The sequence below is a fragment of the Allobosea sp. 67-29 genome (genome assembly GCF_001898115.1).
GTDB lineage: Bacteria > Pseudomonadota > Alphaproteobacteria > Rhizobiales > Beijerinckiaceae > Allobosea.
The window spans coordinates 1-16,791 of the sequence record NZ_MKSQ01000029.1; the positions used below are offsets into that span (position 1 = coordinate 1).

Annotated in this window: 16 protein-coding genes and 1 pseudogene; 13 read left to right on the forward strand and 4 right to left on the reverse strand. The window is 67.2% G+C overall.

Annotation, left to right across the window (positions count from 1 at the left end):
• From BGO20_RS22755 to phoB, 3 genes and pseudogenes are all read left to right on the forward strand, one after another.
• Window positions 1–177: pseudogene (locus BGO20_RS22755) on the forward strand (phosphate ABC transporter ATP-binding protein); the annotation flags it as partial.
• A gap of 30 nt (window positions 178–207) precedes the next feature.
• Entirely contained in the window at window positions 208–927 is a 720-nt protein-coding gene (gene phoU / locus BGO20_RS22760; protein WP_291664208.1) for a phosphate signaling complex protein PhoU, read from the forward strand.
• An 11-nt stretch (window positions 928–938) separates the two neighbouring features.
• Entirely contained in the window at window positions 939–1,637 is a 699-nt protein-coding gene (gene phoB / locus BGO20_RS22765) for a phosphate regulon transcriptional regulator PhoB (protein WP_291664209.1), read from the forward strand.
• Window positions 1,638–1,642: 5 nt separating this feature from the next.
• On the opposite strand, the gene BGO20_RS22770 is transcribed toward phoB, so the two are convergent.
• From BGO20_RS22770 to BGO20_RS22780, 3 genes are read right to left on the reverse strand one after another with little or no spacing between them, the layout of a single operon-like run.
• On the reverse strand, window positions 1,643–1,924 hold the full coding sequence (locus BGO20_RS22770) for a DUF3175 domain-containing protein (RefSeq protein WP_291664210.1): 282 nt from the start codon (window positions 1,922–1,924) through the stop codon (window positions 1,643–1,645).
• A 16-nt stretch (window positions 1,925–1,940) separates the two neighbouring features.
• A complete protein-coding gene (locus BGO20_RS22775) occupies window positions 1,941–2,327 on the reverse strand; it encodes a SpoIIAA family protein (RefSeq protein WP_291664211.1) in 387 nt (128 codons plus the stop codon).
• A gap of 53 nt (window positions 2,328–2,380) precedes the next feature.
• Window positions 2,381–3,292, reverse strand: coding sequence for a LysR family transcriptional regulator (locus BGO20_RS22780; protein WP_291664212.1), 912 nt, complete (start codon window positions 3,290–3,292; stop codon window positions 2,381–2,383).
• Window positions 3,293–3,386: 94 nt separating this feature from the next.
• Between BGO20_RS22780 and argH the strand changes: the two genes are divergently transcribed.
• From argH to mdh, 7 genes are all read left to right on the forward strand, one after another.
• Window positions 3,387–4,802 (forward strand): argininosuccinate lyase, encoded by a 1,416-nt coding sequence (argH, locus tag BGO20_RS22785; RefSeq protein WP_291664213.1) that lies wholly within the window; start codon window positions 3,387–3,389, stop codon window positions 4,800–4,802.
• Entirely contained in the window at window positions 4,799–5,695 is an 897-nt protein-coding gene (locus tag BGO20_RS22790) for an amino acid ABC transporter permease (RefSeq protein ID WP_291664214.1), read from the forward strand. The genes argH and BGO20_RS22790 overlap by 4 nt, the downstream gene beginning before the upstream one ends.
• On the forward strand, window positions 5,692–6,486 hold the full coding sequence (locus BGO20_RS22795; protein ID WP_291664215.1) for an amino acid ABC transporter ATP-binding protein: 795 nt from the start codon (window positions 5,692–5,694) through the stop codon (window positions 6,484–6,486). Before BGO20_RS22790 ends, BGO20_RS22795 begins: the two co-directional genes overlap by 4 nt.
• Before the next feature lie 37 nt (window positions 6,487–6,523).
• Window positions 6,524–7,354 carry an ABC transporter substrate-binding protein gene (locus BGO20_RS22800; protein WP_291664216.1) on the forward strand — a complete coding sequence of 277 codons (831 nt, stop codon included), beginning with the start codon at window positions 6,524–6,526 and terminating at the stop codon, window positions 7,352–7,354.
• Window positions 7,355–7,527: 173 nt separating this feature from the next.
• The gene (zapE, locus tag BGO20_RS22805) at window positions 7,528–8,706 is read left to right on the forward strand and encodes a cell division protein ZapE (protein WP_291664217.1); all 1,179 of its coding nucleotides are present in this window, start codon (window positions 7,528–7,530) and stop codon (window positions 8,704–8,706) included.
• A 3-nt stretch (window positions 8,707–8,709) separates the two neighbouring features.
• Window positions 8,710–9,309: a TetR family transcriptional regulator gene (locus BGO20_RS22810; RefSeq protein WP_291664218.1), complete on the forward strand. Its 600-nt coding sequence runs from the start codon at window positions 8,710–8,712 to the stop codon at window positions 9,307–9,309.
• Window positions 9,310–9,637: 328 nt separating this feature from the next.
• Window positions 9,638–10,603, forward strand: coding sequence for a malate dehydrogenase (gene mdh, locus BGO20_RS22815; RefSeq protein ID WP_291664219.1), 966 nt, complete (start codon window positions 9,638–9,640; stop codon window positions 10,601–10,603).
• A 57-nt stretch (window positions 10,604–10,660) separates the two neighbouring features.
• Here the strand turns inward: mdh and BGO20_RS22820 are convergent, their stop codons facing one another.
• Window positions 10,661–11,299, reverse strand: a complete 639-nt coding sequence (locus BGO20_RS22820) for a 2OG-Fe(II) oxygenase family protein (RefSeq protein ID WP_291664220.1) — start codon at window positions 11,297–11,299, stop codon at window positions 10,661–10,663.
• A gap of 176 nt (window positions 11,300–11,475) precedes the next feature.
• Between BGO20_RS22820 and sucC the strand changes: the two genes are divergently transcribed.
• The 3 genes from sucC to BGO20_RS22835 all read left to right on the forward strand — a co-directional run bounded on the left by sucC (window position 11,476) and on the right by BGO20_RS22835 (window position 16,677).
• Complete coding sequence (gene sucC / locus BGO20_RS22825) at window positions 11,476–12,672, forward strand: ADP-forming succinate--CoA ligase subunit beta (RefSeq protein WP_291664221.1); 1,197 nt, start codon at window positions 11,476–11,478, stop codon at window positions 12,670–12,672.
• 9 nt (window positions 12,673–12,681) lie between these two features.
• A complete protein-coding gene (sucD, locus tag BGO20_RS22830; RefSeq protein WP_291664222.1) occupies window positions 12,682–13,566 on the forward strand; it encodes a succinate--CoA ligase subunit alpha in 885 nt (294 codons plus the stop codon).
• A gap of 153 nt (window positions 13,567–13,719) precedes the next feature.
• The gene (locus tag BGO20_RS22835) at window positions 13,720–16,677 is read left to right on the forward strand and encodes a 2-oxoglutarate dehydrogenase E1 component (protein WP_291664223.1); all 2,958 of its coding nucleotides are present in this window, start codon (window positions 13,720–13,722) and stop codon (window positions 16,675–16,677) included.
• Window positions 16,678–16,791 lie beyond the last annotated feature (114 nt).

The window sequence follows — 16,791 nt, forward strand, 5'->3', positions numbered from 1 at the left end:
AAGAGCGACTTCACCATCGCCATCGTCACGCACAACATGCAGCAGGCGGCGCGCATCTCGCAGTACACCGCCTTCATGTATCTCGGCGAGGTCATCGAGTTCGCGCCGACCAACACCATCTTCATGAACCCGGCCAAGAAGCAGACGCAGGACTACGTCACCGGCCGGTTCGGCTGAACAGCGGGCCCCGGGCTTAAGGACAACGCCATGACCGACCACATCGTCCGCTCCTACGACGCCGATCTCGAAGGCCTTCGCCGCAGCCTCGCCGAAATGGGCGGCATGGCCGAGCGCATGCTCGGCGACTCGACCGTGGCGCTGGTGCGCCGCGACACCACGCTGGCCCAGAAGATCATCACCGCCGACCAGCGCCTCGACAACCTCCAGCGCGAGGTCGAGGAAAAGGCGGTGCTGACCATCGCCCGGCGCCAGCCGCTGGCCAACGATCTGCGCGAGCTGATCTCGGCGATCCGCATCGCGGCCGATATCGAGCGCGTCGGCGACCTCGCCAAGAACATCGCCAAGCGCGCTGTCGCCATCTCCGGGCAGTTCCAGCCGCCGCATCGCGCGGTCGTCGGGCTGGAGCACATCAGCCGCCTGGTGCAGGCGCAGCTCAAGGATGTGCTCGACGCCTATGCCGCCGGCAACGAGCAGCAGGCGCTCGAGGTCTGGCGCCGCGACGACGAGATCGACGCGCTCTACACCTCGCTGTTCCGCGAACTCCTGACCTACATGATGGAGGATCCGCGCAACATCACCTACTGCACGCACCTGCTGTTCTGCGCCAAGAACATCGAGCGCATCGGCGACCACACCACCAATATCGCCGAGACGATCCATTATCTCATCACGGGCGATTCGCTCGACGTGAACCGGCCCAAGCTCGATACGACCAATATCGAGGTCGAGGCCGTGACCGGTTCCTGAGACAGGCAATCATGGCCGCACGCATCCTGATCGTCGAAGACGAAGAGCCGTTGACTCTGCTGCTGCGCTACAACCTCGAGGCCGAGGGCTTCGAGGTCGACAGCGTGTCGCGCGGCGACGATGCGGAGCTGCACCTGCGCGACCACACGCCCGACCTCGTTCTGCTCGACTGGATGCTGCCGGGCCTGTCGGGCATCGAGCTCTGCCGGCGGCTGCGCTCGCGCCGCGACACCGAGCGCGTGCCGATCATCATGCTGACGGCGCGCGGCGAAGAGACCGAGCGGGTCCGCGGCCTCGCCACCGGCGCCGATGACTACGTCGTCAAACCCTTCTCGCTGCCGGAGCTGACGGCTCGCATCCAGGCGCTTCTGCGCCGGGCGAAGCCTGGCCATGTCGCCGGGCTGCTCTCGGCGGGCGATCTCGAACTCGACCGCACGACGCGCCGGGTGCGCCGCGCCGGCAGCGAACTGCATCTGGGACCGACGGAGTTCCGGCTACTGGAATTCCTGATGCAGGCGCCGGGCCGGGTCTATTCCCGCGCCCAGCTCCTCGATGCGGTCTGGGGCCGCGACGTCTATATCGACGAGCGCACCGTCGACGTGCATGTCGGGCGCCTGCGCAAGGCGATCACGCCGGCCAACGCCAAGGATCCGCTGCGGACCGTGCGCGGCGCCGGCTACGCCTTCGACGAGACATTCGCACGCAGCTGACGCGGTCAGGCGCGGTGAAAGAGCCGCCGGAGGCTGTGCTTGGCCGCTTCCAGCGTTCGTCGCCGCGCCTCCGGCAGGTTGCGGCCGGCCCGGTTGATGTAGAAGGTCAGCATCGACATCGCCGAGCGGTAGGAGTTCGACTTGCGGCGTCTGCTGCGTTCCGCCGAGCGCTTCAGCGAGCGCGCGATGCGGCGCGGGTCGTCCTGCGTGAAGACGTCGCCTTCGAGGTCCAGTGCGTCGCTCCTGCGGGTGACTTCGCCTGACCATTTGCGTTTCGCGTCGGGCATCGGCGCCTCCATGCCGTCAGGCGTTGGGCCCGCCTTCGATATCGGCCGCCCAGGCGAGGGCGGCCTCGCGTTCCGCCGGCGGGAAGGTGCGGATCTCGACGAAGGGGACGACCGGCGCGAAGAGTCGGGCCGTGCGATCGAGCCAGCCCTCGCCGACGACGATCGCCTCCTTCGGGAAGCGCCTGAGTTCCCATAGCTTGCCAAGGCCATGGCGTGCATCGGCCCAGGCGGCGGCGAAGGTCATCTCGTCGAAGGCCGTCAGGTCGGCGAAGATCGACACCTTCTCGTGGCGGCTCAGCCGCGCGTCGAGCTCGGCCGCGACGGACTCGACATCGGCCGTCTCGACCCTGCCGCCGAGCGCTATGGCCAGGACATGGTCGGGCGCGGGAAGAACGGTGATCATGGCAGCACCTCCTATATGGACCCAACGCATGGCAGGCGCCGAAGTTGCGGCGATCACGCCGTGCGGTTGGCGGTATCGAAGGCCGCCGCCTCCGTCTTCAGCCAGGCGATGAATTCATCCAGGCCCGGACGAGGCGGCAGGTCCAGGCGTCGCGTCAGCCAGCAGCCGGTGACGCTGGTGAAGCCGATCTCCAGTGGGTTGACCAACGCACCCGAGGCGAGCTCCTCGGCGACGTAGCAGCGCGGTGCCAGTGCGACACCAAGGCCGGCCACGGCGGCCCGAATGATCACCGAATAATAGCCGTAGCGCACGGTATGGGCCGGCACCGCGCCGCGCAGGTCATGCGCCTCGGTGAACTCGGCCCAGAAGGCCGGCATCTGGAAATGCTGCAGCAGGGTCATCTTCTGGATGTCGGCGGCGCGGCGGAAGCCGCCCATCCGCTCCAGCAGCTCCGGCGCCGCGACCAGGGCTACGTCGCGGCCGAAGAGGTAATGCGCCTCCCGGCCCGGCCAGGGCGGCGTGCCGTGGTTGATCTCGATGTCCGGCTCCTCCGTCTCGCTCTCGCTGACGTAGTTGGTGAACTGGACGTCGACCCCGGGATGCGCCTCGGCGAAGAGGTGGAAGCGCTCGATCAGCCAGCGTTCGCCGGCGATGGCGACCATGTGCAGGCGGATCGGCCTGGCGATGGCGGCGCGTTCGGCTAGGCGCATCGCCCCGCGCTCCATCTGCTCGAGCGCGGCCTCGGCATAGGGGAGGTAGATCGCGCCGGCTTCCGTCAGCTTCAAGCCGAGAGGGTGACGCTCGAACAGCGGGACGCCGAGATGGTGCTCGAGCGAGAGAATCTGCTTGGATACCGCGCTCTGGGTCAGATTGACCGCTCCCGCGGCGCGGGCGGTCGAGCCCAGCCTGGCCACGGTGACGAAGGCGCGCATGGCCGTCGAGGAGGGAGGAAGCCGCGAAGCCATGGGTATTCCAATTCGGACTATCTGGCCGGAGATCGTTTCGTTTGCTGGCTGGCCGGTCAAGAGGCCATTCTTACCTTCGGGGAGGACGACCCGGATGAACCAGACGACCCGCCTGTGGGGCGGCCGCTTCCGCAAGCCGCCGGATCCGCGATTGATGAAGCTTTCCAGCGCGGCCGGCGAGCATGCCCGGCTGGTGCCGCAGGATGTCGCCGGCGGCAAGGCCCATGCGGCTGCGCTCGCGCAGGCCGGCCTGCTGACCAGCGAGGAGCGCGACGTCATCCTGACGGCGCTGGACGGCATCGCCCGCGACGCCCAGGCGGGGACGATCGCGCCCACGCAGGCTGACGAGGACGTCCATACCTTCATCGAGCGTGTGTTGACCGAGCGCATCGGCCAGACCGGAGCCAAGCTCAGGGCCGGGCGCTCGCGCAACGACCAGGCTGCCAACAATCTCAAGCTCTATCTGCGGCAGAAGTCGCGCTCGATCGGCGCGATGCTGGCAGAGCTGCTCACCGCGATCGCCGGCCAGGCCGAGCAGCATGCGGCGTCCGTCTGCCCGGGTTTCACCCATCTGCAGAACGCCCAGCCGGCCACTTTCGGCCACTGGCTGATGGCGCATGGCCAGGTGCTGCTGCGCGACGCCTCGCGTCTGCAGGACTGGGAGAGGCGTTCCGGCCAGTCGCCGCTCGGCGCTGCGGCCTTCGCCGGCTCGGCGATCACACTTGACCCGGCCGCGAGCGCGGCGGCGCTCGGCTACGAGGCGCCGTTCGAGAACTCCGTCGATGCGGTCGCGGCGCGCGACCATGTCGCCGAATTCCTCTTCGTCGCGGCACTGATGCTGGCCGACCTGTCGCGGCTGGCGGAGGAGGTGACGCTGTGGACCTCGCGCCAGTTCGGCTGGGTGACGCTCGACGACGGCTTCGCCACCGGCTCCTCGATCATGCCGCAGAAGAAGAACCCCGACATCGCGGAAATCTCGCGCGGGCGGGCCTCGCGTCTCGCCGGCGACGTGGTGACGATGCTGGGGGCGTTGAAGGGGCTGCCGCTCTCCTACAACCGCGACCTTGCGGAGGACAAGCGCGCGGCCTTCGACGCCGTCGACGTGCTGGAAGAGGTCCTGCCCGCCTTCGCCGGGCTGATCGCCAGCATGGAGGTCCATCCCGCGCCGATGCGGGCGCAGGCGGGCCTCGGCTTCACCCTGGCGACGGAAGTTGCCGACTACCTCGCGCGGCGGGGCGTGCCTTTCGCCGAGGCGCATGAGATCACCGGCGCGCTGGTGCGCTATTGCGAGGAAATGGGGCGGGAGCTGGAGTCGCTCGACGCTGTCGATCTCAGGGCGGTCGATCCGCGGCTCGACGCCGGCGTGCTCGATTGCCTGACGCTCGACGCCGCCGTCGCCGCGCGCAGCGGCCATGGCGGCACCGCGCCGGAGCGGGTGCGCGAGCAGATCGCGCGCTTCCGGACCGCGCTGGCGGGCCTCGACGGCTGGACGCAGGAGAGGGGCCGATGAGCGACACCACCTCGCCGATCGCGAGCCGCGAACTCGCCGCCATCGCGCAGCTCAGGATCGTGCCGCGGCGCTTCTACGGCCGCTGGGTCGCGGCGGCGGCGATCATCGCCATCCTCGCCTGGCTGGTCATGGCCTTCGTCCAGGGTGACATCGCCTGGCCGGTGGTCGGGCAGTTCTTCACGGCCCCGGCGATCCTCGCAGGCCTCGGCAACACGCTGGTCATGACGGTCTGCGCCATGGCGCTCGGCATCGTGCTCGGCGTCATCTTCGCGATCATGTACATGTCGCCGAACCCGGTGCTGCGCAGCGTGGCGCTGTTCTACATCTGGTTCTTCCGCGGCACGCCGCTGCTGCTGCAGCTCCTGATCTGGTTCAACCTGGCGCTGGTCTTCCCGACCATCGGCATCCCCGGCCTGTTCTCGTGGCGCACCATCGACGTGATCGGGCCGTTCATGGCGACCTTGCTGGGGCTCGGCATGAACCAGGGCGCCTATACCGCGGAGGTGGTGCGCGGCGGCATCCTCTCGGTCGATACAGGCCAGACCGAAGCGGCCAAGGCGATCGGCATGACCCGGCTGACGACGCTGCGGCGGATCGTGCTGCCGCAGGCGATGCGCGTCATAATCCCGCCCGTCGGCAACGAGGTGATCAGCATGGTCAAGCTGACCTCGGTCGCCAGCGTGATCCAGTTCTCGGAAATCCTGCGCAACGCGCAGACGATCTATTATGCCAATGCCCGGGTCATCGAACTGCTGATCGTCGCCGCGGGCTGGTATCTCATCGTGGTCACGCTGCTGCAGATCGGGCAGTATTTTCTCGAGCGCCACTTCTCGAAGGGGCGCGGCGAGCGACGGGCGCAACGGGCCGCGACGACCGAGGAGGAGCCGGCATGAGCGCGGTGCAGAGCCAGGCTGGCAACGACAGCGCCATCGTCACCATCGCCCATGTCAGCAAGTTCTTCGGACCCTTCCAGGCGCTGAAGGACGTCTCGCTTTCGATCCAGCCCGGCATGGTCCAGTGCATCATCGGGCCTTCGGGTTCGGGCAAGTCGACGCTGCTGCGCTGCATCAACCAGCTCGAGAAGATCGACAAGGGCGCGATCCGGGTCGACGGCGAGCTGATCGGCTACCGCCGCGCGGGCGAGGAGCTGCACGAGCTGACTGACACCGAGATCGCACGCCAGCGGCTCGTCACCGGCATGGTCTTCCAGCGCTTCAACCTGTTCAACCACATGACGGCGCTGCAGAACATCATCGAGGGTCCGCTCACGGTCCTGAAGCAGCCGCGCAAGCAGATCGTCGCGGAGGCAATGGCGCTGCTCGAGCGCGTCGGCCTGGCCGACAAGCGCGATTCCTATCCCAGCGAATTGTCGGGCGGACAGCAGCAGCGCATCGCCATAGCACGCGCTCTGGCGATGAAGCCCAAGCTGATGCTGTTCGACGAGCCGACCTCGGCGCTCGACCCCGAGCTCGTCGGCGAGGTGCTCAACGTCATGCGCGACCTCGCCGCCACCGGCATGACGATGATCGTGGTCACGCATGAGCTCGGCTTCGCGCGCGAGGTCGCCAACGACGTCGTGTTCATGGACAGGGGCGAGATCGTCGAGCAAGGTCCGCCGCAAACCATCCTCGTCGCGCCGAAGCAGGCGCGCACCCGCGAGTTCATCGCCGCCGTGCTCAAGTGAGCGGCGCGATGCCGGCTTCAACCACAGGGAGAGACCCATGCTTCGTTTGACATTGACGGCGGCGCTGCTCGCCGCGACCGCTCTGGCCGCGCAGGCGCAGACGGTGCCGGACCGGATCAAGAGCGCCGGCAAGCTCGTCATCGCGACCCAGCCGAACTATCCGCCGATCGCCTCGAAGGACCCGGCGACCAACCAGCTCACCGGCTTCGACATCGAGCTGGGCGAGGCGATCGCCAAGGAGCTCGGCCTCAAGGCGGAGTGGCAGGAGACCGCCTTCGCCCAGATGCTGCCCTCGATCCAGACCGGGCGCGTCGACATGGCGATGGCCGGCATGAGCGACCTTCCGGCCCGGCGCGAGCAGGTCGATTTCGTCGACTACATGGAGTCCGGCGCGCAGTTCTACACCGTCACGGCCTTCAAGGACTCGATCAAGACGCCCGAGGATCTCTGCGGCAAGAGCGTCGGCGCGAGCCGCTCGACCAACTGGCCCAAGCAGATCGGCGAATGGAGCGAGGCCAACTGCGTCGCCAAGGGCAAACCGGCGATCACCGCGGTCGGCACCGAAGGCTCGGTCGACGCCCGCACGCAGCTCAAGACGCAGCGCCTGCAGGGCGGCGTGCAGGGCAGCGAGACGATGAGCTACTTCCAGAAGCTCGAGCCCAACACCTATATCCCGCTCGGCAAGCCGTTCACGACGACGCTGGTCGGCATCCCCTTCGCGAAGACGGCGGAAGGCACGCAGCTGCGCGACGCGGTGAAGGCGGCGCTGGACAAGCTGCAGGCCAACGGCAGCTATGATGCGCTGATCAAGAAATACGGCCTCAACGACAATCCGCTGAAGCCGATCTCGGTCAATCAGGGCAAGTAAGCCCTTCATGGCGCGGCTTCCGACGGGAAGCCGACGACCGTGCGTCGCCCTCGTCCCGGCCGGTTCGTCCGCGCCGGGATGATGCATTCCGGACGGCCGCGCGGGCTTGCGATGCCGGCCGGGCTGCCGTAACCCGGAAGCTCCTTTCTGCGAGCCGCCCCGCCACCGCCGCCATGCCAGCCTCGATCACCGACCGCTACGCCGCCCTCGTCGAGGCGGGCGCCATCGAGCGCGATCCGGCCCAGGTCGCAGTGGTGAAGAAGCTCGAGGCGCTGACCGCGACCCTCGCCGCGCGGCGGCTCGCACGCAAGGGCAGCGCGCTCGGCTGGCTCTTCGGCAAGAAGCCGGAGACGAGCGAGGCGCCGAAGGGCCTCTACATCTGGGGCTCCGTCGGCCGCGGCAAGACCATGCTGATGGACATGTTCTTCGAGGCCGCGCCGGTGAAGCGCAAGCTCCGGGTGCATTTCCACGAATTCCTGGCCGAGGTGCATGGCCGCATCAACGCCTATCGCCGCAAGATCAAGGCGGGCGAGGTCAAGGACGGGGACCCGATCGCGCCGGTCGCGGCCGAACTGGCGCACGAGGCCTATCTGCTCTGTTTCGACGAGTTCACCGTGACCGACATCGCCGACGCGATGATCCTCGGGCGGCTGTTCACGGCGCTGTTCGCCGCCGGCGTCGTCGTGGTGGCGACCTCCAATGTCGAGCCCTCGCGGCTCTATGAGGGCGGGCTCAACCGGGCGCTGTTCCTGCCCTTCATCCAGCTGCTGCAGACCAAGGTCGAGGTGCTGAAGCTCGATTCCCGCACCGATTTCCGGCTTGAGAAGCTCGGCGGCGCGCCGGTCTATCATGTCCCGGCCGATGAGAAGGCGAGGGCTGCGCTCGATGCCGCCTTCAAGGCCCTTTCCGGCGTGGCGCAGGGGCCGCGCGCGGCGCTCACGGTGCAGGGGCACGAGCTCGTGCTGCCGCAGGCGGCCGGCGGCGTGGCGCGTGCGAGCTTCGCCGATCTCTGCGCCCAGGCCTACGGCGCCTCGGACTACATCGCGCTGGCGCAGCGTTTCCACACGCTCGTGCTCGACGGCATCCCGATCCTGGATTTCGACCGGCGCAACGAGGCCAAGCGCTTCATCATCCTGATCGACACCCTTTACGAACACCATGTGAAGCTCGTCGCCTCGGCTGCGGGCGAGCCGCAGGAACTCTATCGCGCGAGCAAGGGGCGCGAGGCCTTCGAATTCGACCGCACGGTCTCGCGCCTGATCGAGATGCGCTCGGAGGAATATCTGGCGATGCCGCATGGCCGCCCGGATTCGACGGCGAGCGGCGACACGACGGGGCTGGTGGAGACCTGAGCGATGCCCCAGCGCGAACCGAGCGAGACACGGATTCTCACGGTCGCGGGCGAGCATCTGCGCCGGTTCGGGTTGAAGCGCTTCACCGTCGTCGCCGTGGCGGAAGAGGCCGGCATGACCCATGCCAATGTCTACCGCTACTTCCCCTCGCGCGTGGCGCTCGTCGACGCGGTGGTCGATGTCTGGCTCAAGGCGACGGAACGCAAGCTCGCCGACATCGCGGACGGGCCCGACCCCGCCGATGACAAGCTGGAGCGCCTGATCCTCGGTCTCGCCAAGGCCAATCGCGACCTGCTGGGCGAGGACCCGCATCTCTTCGCCGCGCTTTCGCTCGCCGTCGCCAAGCGCCATGCCGTCAGCCGGCGCAACCGGACGCGGGTCAGGGCGCTGTTCGAGCGCGTCGTCGACGAGGGAATCGCCACCGGCGTTTTCGAGCCGCGCGACCGCGACCGCGCGATCGCCTTCGTGATCGACGCCACGCACCGCTTCATCCACCCGGCCTCGCTGGCGCTGGAGGCAGACGTGCCCCAGGCCTCGGTCGACACACGGCTCTCGACCCTGATCCGGGTGATCCTGCGCGTGCTCGGCAGCGGCATCGTGTGAAAAATCCGGTGACCAATTACAATATCTGTAAATTGTAATTGTGCGATTTTGACGAGATGACGATGCGCAGGGCCGGCGTGCGTCTTTGCAAGTCATTGAAAAACCAGAGTCGGGTGGATTTGACTCCGGCGCCGTAGCGGGGTTGCCCCGTAAAAGCCGCTTTTTGGGCAAGGGTTGCGGCAAAAGGCCGGTTTGGGCCAAAGGAACCCACGGTTTGGCCGGGCTGCCGGCCTTTCGTCGCGCCACGATATCGTGGCCAAGGCATTCAGATGATCGAAGCCGGCGATGGCCGGTGTCGAGCGAAGCGCCAGAAGAGAAGGACTAGGCTATGGCCCGCAAGAAGATTGCCCTCATCGGTTCCGGCCAGATCGGCGGCACGCTCGCCCACCTCGCCGGCCTGAAGGAACTCGGGGACGTCGTCCTCTTCGACATCGCCGAGGGCATCCCGCAGGGCAAGGGCCTGGACATCGCCGAGTCCTCGCCGGTCGACGGCTTCGACGCCGGCTACAAGGGCACGAACTCCTACGAGGACATCAAGGGCGCCGACGTCATCATCGTCACCGCCGGCGTGCCGCGTAAGCCCGGCATGAGCCGCGACGACCTGATCGGCATCAACCTGAAGGTGATGAAGTCGGTCGGCGAGGGCATCAAGCAGTACGCCCCGAAGGCCTTCGTGATCTGCATCACCAACCCGCTCGACGCCATGGTCTGGGCGCTGCAGAAGTTCTCCGGCCTGAAGCCCAACATGATCTGCGGCATGGCCGGCGTGCTCGACTCGGCGCGCTTCCGCTACTTCCTGGCGGAGGAGTTCAACGTCTCGGTCAAGGACGTCTCGGCCTTCGTGCTCGGCGGCCATGGCGACGACATGGTGCCGCTGGTCCGCTATTCGGGCGTCGCCGGCATCCCGCTGCCGGACCTCGTCAAGATGAAGTGGACCACGCAGGAGAAGCTGGACGCCATCGTCGAGCGCACCCGCAAGGGCGGCGGCGAGATCGTCAACCTGCTCAAGACCGGCTCGGCCTTCTATGCGCCTGCCGCTTCGGCGATCGCGATGGCCGAGAGCTACCTCAAGGACCAGAAGCGCGTGCTGCCGGCGGCCGCCGCGCTCAAGGGCCAGTACGGTGTCAAGGACATGTTCGTCGGCGTGCCGGTCGTGATCGGCGCCAAGGGCGTCGAGCGCGTCGTCAAGATCCGCCTCAACGGCGCCGAGAAGGAGATGCTGGCGAAGTCGGTGGCTTCGGTGCAGGGCCTGATCGACGCCTGCAAGAGCATCGACTCGTCGCTGGCCAACTGAGCGATGCGCCTGGCACAGGCATATTCCGGGATGGCGTTCGGGGGGCGGCCAGGCCCGTCACCCGAACCGCAGCACCTTCTTGAAGAAGTGGGAGAGGCTGCCGCGGCTTTTCTTGCGGTCGACGTCGGCCTGGCTCCTCAGCCAGGTCATCTGGACGACGCGCCGCTCGCCGACGAAGGACGTATGCCCGTGCCAGGAGTTGTCGGCGCGGCGGAAGGCGAACAGCGAACCGGTGACGGGGCTGATCTCCTCGGCCATGGCCTCGAAGTCGGTGCCGTTGCGCAGGACGCGCAGGCGGCCGGCCTGAGAGTCCTGCCAAGCGTCGTTGAGGTAGACCAGCAGCGTCGCGATCTTCGCTTCACTGTCGGTATGGATGCGTCCGTCCTTGGCGGCGGAGAGCTTGCGGATGGTGATCATCTTCGGCTTGTCGACGAGGTCGATGTCGAGCTTGCCGGAAACGATCTCGGAGATTTCGCGGCCCTTCATCTCCTCGAGCAGGCTGGCGAAGGCGCCGTGCCGTTCGACATCCTCCTCCGGGAAGAAGCCGGTCTCGCGGATGTCGGGAAAGTCGCGACGCAACCCGCCGACCGCATCCGGCAGGATGACGTGGCTGGCGACCAGGTAATTGTAAGGCTCTCGTTCGGTTCGCGCGTTGCGGACGGAATCGATGTCGATGCAGGAGTACGCCGTGGGCATAGCCAAGCCCTCCCATCAGATGTTTCATCTGATTGTTCATTTTTATCATCGAAATCGGCTGCCGCACAATCGGCCGGCGGATCTCCCCGCGAAGAACCGTTTCACCTTTTGACCACATGGGGTGCCGTGCCCGGTTCCGGCCCCTTCTTCCCCAAAGCCCAGTCAGGAGCTACCGGATGAACATCCACGAATACCAGGGCAAAGCCATCCTCAAGGAATTCGGCGCGCCCGTTTCGGCCGGTTTTCCGGCTCTGTCGGTGGCCGAGGCGGTCGAGGCCGCCAGGAAGCTGCCGGGGCCGCTCTACGTCGTGAAGTCGCAGATCCACGCCGGCGGGCGCGGCAAGGGCAAGTTCAAGGAACTCGGCCCCGACGCCAAGGGCGGCGTGCGCCTCGCCAAGTCGGTCGAGGAGGTCGAGGCCTTCGCCAAGGAGATGCTCGGCAACACGCTCGTCACCGTGCAGACCGGCCCGGCCGGCAAGCAGGTCAACCGCCTCTATATCGAGGACGGCTCGGACATCGAGAAGGAGTTCTACCTCTCGGCGCTGGTCGACCGCGAGACCTCGCGCATCGCCTTCGTCGTCTCGACCGAGGGCGGCATGGACATCGAGGCCGTCGCCCATGACACGCCCGAGAAGATCAAGACGTTCTCGGTCGATCCCGCGACCGGCATCATGCCGCATCACGGCCGCACGGTCGCCCAGGCGCTGGGCCTGACCGGCGACCTCGCCAAGCAGGCCGAGAAGGTTCTGGCGCAGATCTACAACGCCTTCGTCGCCAAGGACATGGCGATGCTCGAGATCAACCCGCTGATCGTGACCACGCAGGGTCAGATCAAGTGCCTCGACGCCAAGGTCAATTTCGACTCCAACTCGCTCTACCGCCATCCGGACGTCGTCGCGCTGCGCGACGAGACCGAGGAGGACCCGAAGGAGATCGAGGCCTCGAAATACGACCTCGCCTATATCGCGCTCGACGGCACGATCGGCTGCATGGTCAATGGCGCCGGCCTCGCCATGGCGACGCTCGACATCATCCAGCTCTACGGCGAAAGCCCGGCCAACTTCCTCGATGTCGGCGGCGGCGCTTCCGAGGAGAAGGTCACCGCGGCGTTCAAGATCATCACCGCAGACCCGAAGGTGAAGGGCATCCTCGTCAACATCTTCGGCGGCATCATGAAGTGCGACGTCATCGCCCGCGGCGTGATCGCGGCGGTGAAGGCGGTCGGCCTCAAGGTTCCGCTGGTGGTGCGCCTCGAGGGCACCAATGTCGAGGAAGGCAAGCAGATCATCCGCGAGTCCGGCCTCAACGTCATTCCCGCCGACGACCTCGACGATGCGGCGCAGAAGATCGTCGCCGCGGTCAAGAAGGCCTGAGGAGCAGACATGTCCATCCTGATCGACAAGAACACCAAGGTCATCTGCCAGGGCTTCACCGGCAAGAACGGCACCTTCCACTCCGAGCAGGCGATCGCCTACGGCACGCAGATGGTCGGCGGCACTTCGCCGGGTAAGGGCGGCGCGGTCCATCTGGGCCTGCCCGTCTTCGACACGGTCGCCGAAGCCAGGGATAAGACCGGCGCCACCGCTTCGGTCGTCTATGTGCCGCCCCCGGGCGCCGCTGACGCGATCTGCGAGGCGATCGACGCCGAGATCCCGCTGGTGATCTGCATCACCGAGGGCATTCCGGTGCTCGACATGGTCAAGGTCAAGCGCTCGCTCTCCGGCTCCAAGACGCGCCTGATCGGGCCCAACTGCCCGGGCGTCGTCACGGCCGGCGAGTCGAAGATCGGCATCATGCCGGCCAATATCTTCAAGCCCGGCTCGGTCGGCATCGTCTCGCGCTCCGGCACGCTGACCTATGAGGCGGTGTTCCAGACCACCCGCGAGGGCCTCGGCCAGACCACGGCCGTCGGCATCGGCGGCGACCCGGTCAAGGGCACCGAGTTCATCGACATGCTCGAGATGTTCCTGGCGGATCCGAAGACCGAGTCGATCGTCATGATCGGCGAGATCGGCGGCTCGGCCGAGGAGGACGCGGCGCAGTTCATCAAGGACGAGGCGAAGCGCGGCCGCAAGAAGCCGATGGTCGGCTTCATCGCCGGCCGCACGGCCCCTCCCGGCCGCCGCATGGGCCATGCCGGCGCGATCATCTCGGGCGGCAAGGGCGGCGCCGAGGACAAGATCGCGGCGATGGAAGCGGCCGGCATCAAGGTTTCGCCCTCGCCGGCGCGCCTTGGAAAGACCTTGGTCGAGGTCTTGAAGGGCTGAGGCGGCGAACGACGGGAGCGGCCCCGGGCGCAGGCCCGAGGCACGCTCGCCTGACGACGATGCCCGGAGGCAGGCTCCGGGCATGACGAGTTGAGTAGGAGGTCCGGGCAGGGGTCCGGGCTATCGCAAGCGGCGAAGGAAGGCAGGAGCATCATGGCTCGCCAGGACATCAACGAGGCTCTCGCGCAGACCGGTTTCCTCTATGGCGGCAACGCGGCCTATATCGAGGACCTCTACGCGCGCTACGAGGCCGACCCGAAGTCGGTCGACGAGCAGTGGCAGACCTTCTTCGGCGCCCTGAAGGACGACCGGCAGTCGGTACTGCAGAACGCCAAGGGAGCGTCCTGGAAGAAGCCGAACTGGCCGCTGCCCGCCAGCGGCGAGCTGGTCTCGGCGCTCGACGGCAACTGGGCGCAGGTCGAGAAGGCCGTTTCCGACAAGCTCGGCGCCAAGGCCAAGGCCGCCGGTACCGCGCTTTCCGCCGCCGACGTGCAGCAGGCGACCCGGGATTCGGTGCGCGCCATCATGCTGATCCGCGCCTATCGCATGCGCGGCCATCTCTATGCCAAGCTCGACCCGCTGGGCATCGAGACGCGCACCGACGACGACGAATTGTCGCCGGCCGCCTTCGGCTTCGGCGAAGCCGATCTCGACCGCAAGATCTTCATCGACAACGTGCTCGGCATGGAGTTCGCCACCGTCCGCGAGATGGTCTCCATCCTGCAACGGACCTATTGCGGCACGGTCGGCATCGAGTTCATGCACATCTCGGACCCCGAGCAGAAGTCCTGGCTGCAGGAGCGCATCGAGGGGCCGGACAAGGAGATCGCCTTCACCCGCGAGGGCAAGCGCGCCATCCTGAACAAGCTGGTCGAGGCGGAGGGCTTCGAGAAGTTCCTCGACCTGAAGTTCACCGGCACCAAGCGCTTCGGCCTCGACGGCGGCGAGGCGCTCGTCCCGGCGCTGGAGCAGATCATCAAGCGCGGCGGCGCGCTCGGCGTGCGCGACATCGTCTTCGGCATGGCCCATCGCGGCCGCCTGAACGTGCTGACCCAGGTTCTGGGCAAGCCGCACCGCGCCCTGTTCCACGAGTTCAAGGGCGGGTCCTTCGCCCCCGACGACGTCGAGGGCTCGGGCGACGTGAAGTACCATCTCGGCGCCTCGTCGGACCGCGAGTTCGACGGCAACAACGTCCATATCTCGCTGACCGCCAACCCGTCGCATCTCGAGATCGTCGATCCCGTCGTGCTCGGCAAGGTGCGCGCCAAGCAGGACCAGTTCGGCGACATCGTCGAGCGCTCGAAGGTGCTGCCGCTGCTGATCCACGGCGACGCGGCCTTCGCCGGCCAGGGCGTGGTGGCGGAATGCCTCGGCCTCTCCGGCCTCAAGGGCCACCGCACCGGCGGCTCGGTGCATTTCATCATCAACAACCAGATCGGCTTCACCACCTATCCGCGCTATTCGCGCTCCTCGCCGTATCCGTCCGACGTGGCGAAGATGGTGGAGGCCCCGGTCTTCCACGTGAACGGCGACGATCCGGAAGCGGTGGTCTTCGCCGCCAAGGTGGCGATCGAGTTCCGGCAGAAGTTCCACAAGCCGGTCGTGATCGACATGTTCTGCTATCGCCGCTTCGGCCATAACGAGGGCGACGAGCCGGGCTTCACCCAGCCGCTGATGTACCGCAAGATCCGCGGCCACAAGTCGACGCTGGAGCTCTACGGCGCCAAGCTCGAGGCCGAGGGCGTGATCGCCGCCGGCGAGCTCGACGAGATGCGCGCCGCCTGGAAGGCCAAGCTCGAGGTCGAGTTCGACGCCGGGCAGAGCTTCAAGCCGAACAAGGCCGACTGGCTCGACGGCCGCTGGGCCGGGATGAAGGCGATCCGCGCCGACGAGGACGATCCGCGCCGCGGCGCCACCGGCGTGCCGGCGGCGACGCTCAAGGAGATCACCGAGAAGATCACCGCCGTGCCGGCCGGCTTCAACGTGCACAAGACGATCCAGCGCTTCCTCGACAACCGCCGCAAGGCGGTCGAGGCCGGCGAGGGCATCGACTGGGCGACCGCCGAGGCCCTGGCCTTCGGCTCGCTGCTGCTCGACGGCAACCCGGTCCGCCTTTCGGGCCAGGATTGCGAGCGCGGCACCTTCTCGCAGCGCCATTCGGTGCTGATCGACCAGGAGACTGAAGCGCGCCACACCTCGCTCAACCATATCAGCGAGGGCCAGTCCCGCTACGAGGTCATCAACTCGATGCTCTCCGAGGAGGCGGTGCTCGGCTTCGAATACGGCTATTCGCTGTCGGAGCCCAACGCGCTGACCTGCTGGGAAGCCCAGTTCGGCGACTTCGCCAACGGCGCGCAGGTGGTGTTCGACCAGTTCATCTCCTCGGGTGAGCGCAAGTGGCTGCGCATGTCGGGGCTCGTCTGCCTGCTGCCACATGGCTATGAGGGCCAGGGGCCGGAGCACTCCTCCGCCCGCCTCGAGCGCTTCCTGCAGATGTGCGCCGAGGACAACATGCAGGTGGCGAACTGCTCGACGCCGGCGAGCTACTTCCACATCCTGCGCCGGCAGCTGAAGCGCGACTTCCGCAAGCCGCTGATCCTGATGACGCCGAAGTCGCTCCTGCGCCACAAGCGCTGCGTCTCCGACCTCGGCGAGCTGGCCGAGGGCTCGACCTTCCACCGCGTGCTGGCGGATGATGCCGAGCGCGGCAAGTCGACCACCAAGCTGGTCAAGGACTCGAAGATCCGCCGTGTCGTGCTCTGCTCGGGCAAGGTCTATTACGATCTGCTCGACGAGCGCGAGAAGCGCGGCATCGACGATGTCTACCTGATGCGCGTCGAGCAGCTCTATCCGTTCCCGCTGAAGACGCTGGCGCAGGAGCTGGCGCGCTTCAAGGGCGCCGACGTGGTCTGGTGCCAGGAGGAGCCGAAGAACATGGGTTCCTGGACGTTCGTCGAACCCTATCTCGAATGGGTGCTGGGTCATGCTGGCTCGAAGTCGAAGCGGCCGCGCTATGTCGGCCGGCCCGCTTCGGCGGCAACCGCGACCGGCCTGATGTCCAAGCACGCGGCGCAGCTCAACGCCTTCCTCGACGAGGCCTTCGCGGCCTGACCATCTTCCGGCGGCGCCGTTCGGCGCTGCCGGCTCCCCATGCCGCATCGGTGCCCGGAAGGCCTCCCGGTTTTCTGCCCGATGCTCAACCGACCGCCAGAGAACGAGACAACA

Excerpts from the sequence above, each read along its gene's own strand:
- argH (WP_291664213.1), top strand. The coding sequence starts at position 3,387 with ATGAACCAGACGACCCGCCTGTGGGGCGGCCGCTTCCGCAAGCCGCCG.
- BGO20_RS22790 (WP_291664214.1), top strand. The coding sequence starts at position 4,799 with ATGAGCGACACCACCTCGCCGATCGCGAGCCGCGAACTCGCCGCCATC.
- BGO20_RS22775 (WP_291664211.1), bottom strand. The coding sequence starts at position 2,327 with ATGATCACCGTTCTTCCCGCGCCCGACCATGTCCTGGCCATAGCGCTC.
- mdh (WP_291664219.1), top strand. The coding sequence starts at position 9,638 with ATGGCCCGCAAGAAGATTGCCCTCATCGGTTCCGGCCAGATCGGCGGC.
- BGO20_RS22800 (WP_291664216.1), top strand. The coding sequence starts at position 6,524 with ATGCTTCGTTTGACATTGACGGCGGCGCTGCTCGCCGCGACCGCTCTG.
- sucC (WP_291664221.1), top strand. The coding sequence starts at position 11,476 with ATGAACATCCACGAATACCAGGGCAAAGCCATCCTCAAGGAATTCGGC.
- phoB (WP_291664209.1), top strand. The coding sequence starts at position 939 with ATGGCCGCACGCATCCTGATCGTCGAAGACGAAGAGCCGTTGACTCTG.
- BGO20_RS22820 (WP_291664220.1), bottom strand. The coding sequence starts at position 11,299 with ATGCCCACGGCGTACTCCTGCATCGACATCGATTCCGTCCGCAACGCG.
- BGO20_RS22810 (WP_291664218.1), top strand. The coding sequence starts at position 8,710 with ATGCCCCAGCGCGAACCGAGCGAGACACGGATTCTCACGGTCGCGGGC.
- zapE (WP_291664217.1), top strand. The coding sequence starts at position 7,528 with ATGCCAGCCTCGATCACCGACCGCTACGCCGCCCTCGTCGAGGCGGGC.
- sucD (WP_291664222.1), top strand. The coding sequence starts at position 12,682 with ATGTCCATCCTGATCGACAAGAACACCAAGGTCATCTGCCAGGGCTTC.
- phoU (WP_291664208.1), top strand. The coding sequence starts at position 208 with ATGACCGACCACATCGTCCGCTCCTACGACGCCGATCTCGAAGGCCTT.
- BGO20_RS22835 (WP_291664223.1), top strand. The coding sequence starts at position 13,720 with ATGGCTCGCCAGGACATCAACGAGGCTCTCGCGCAGACCGGTTTCCTC.
- BGO20_RS22795 (WP_291664215.1), top strand. The coding sequence starts at position 5,692 with ATGAGCGCGGTGCAGAGCCAGGCTGGCAACGACAGCGCCATCGTCACC.
- BGO20_RS22780 (WP_291664212.1), bottom strand. The coding sequence starts at position 3,292 with ATGGCTTCGCGGCTTCCTCCCTCCTCGACGGCCATGCGCGCCTTCGTC.
- BGO20_RS22770 (WP_291664210.1), bottom strand. The coding sequence starts at position 1,924 with ATGCCCGACGCGAAACGCAAATGGTCAGGCGAAGTCACCCGCAGGAGC.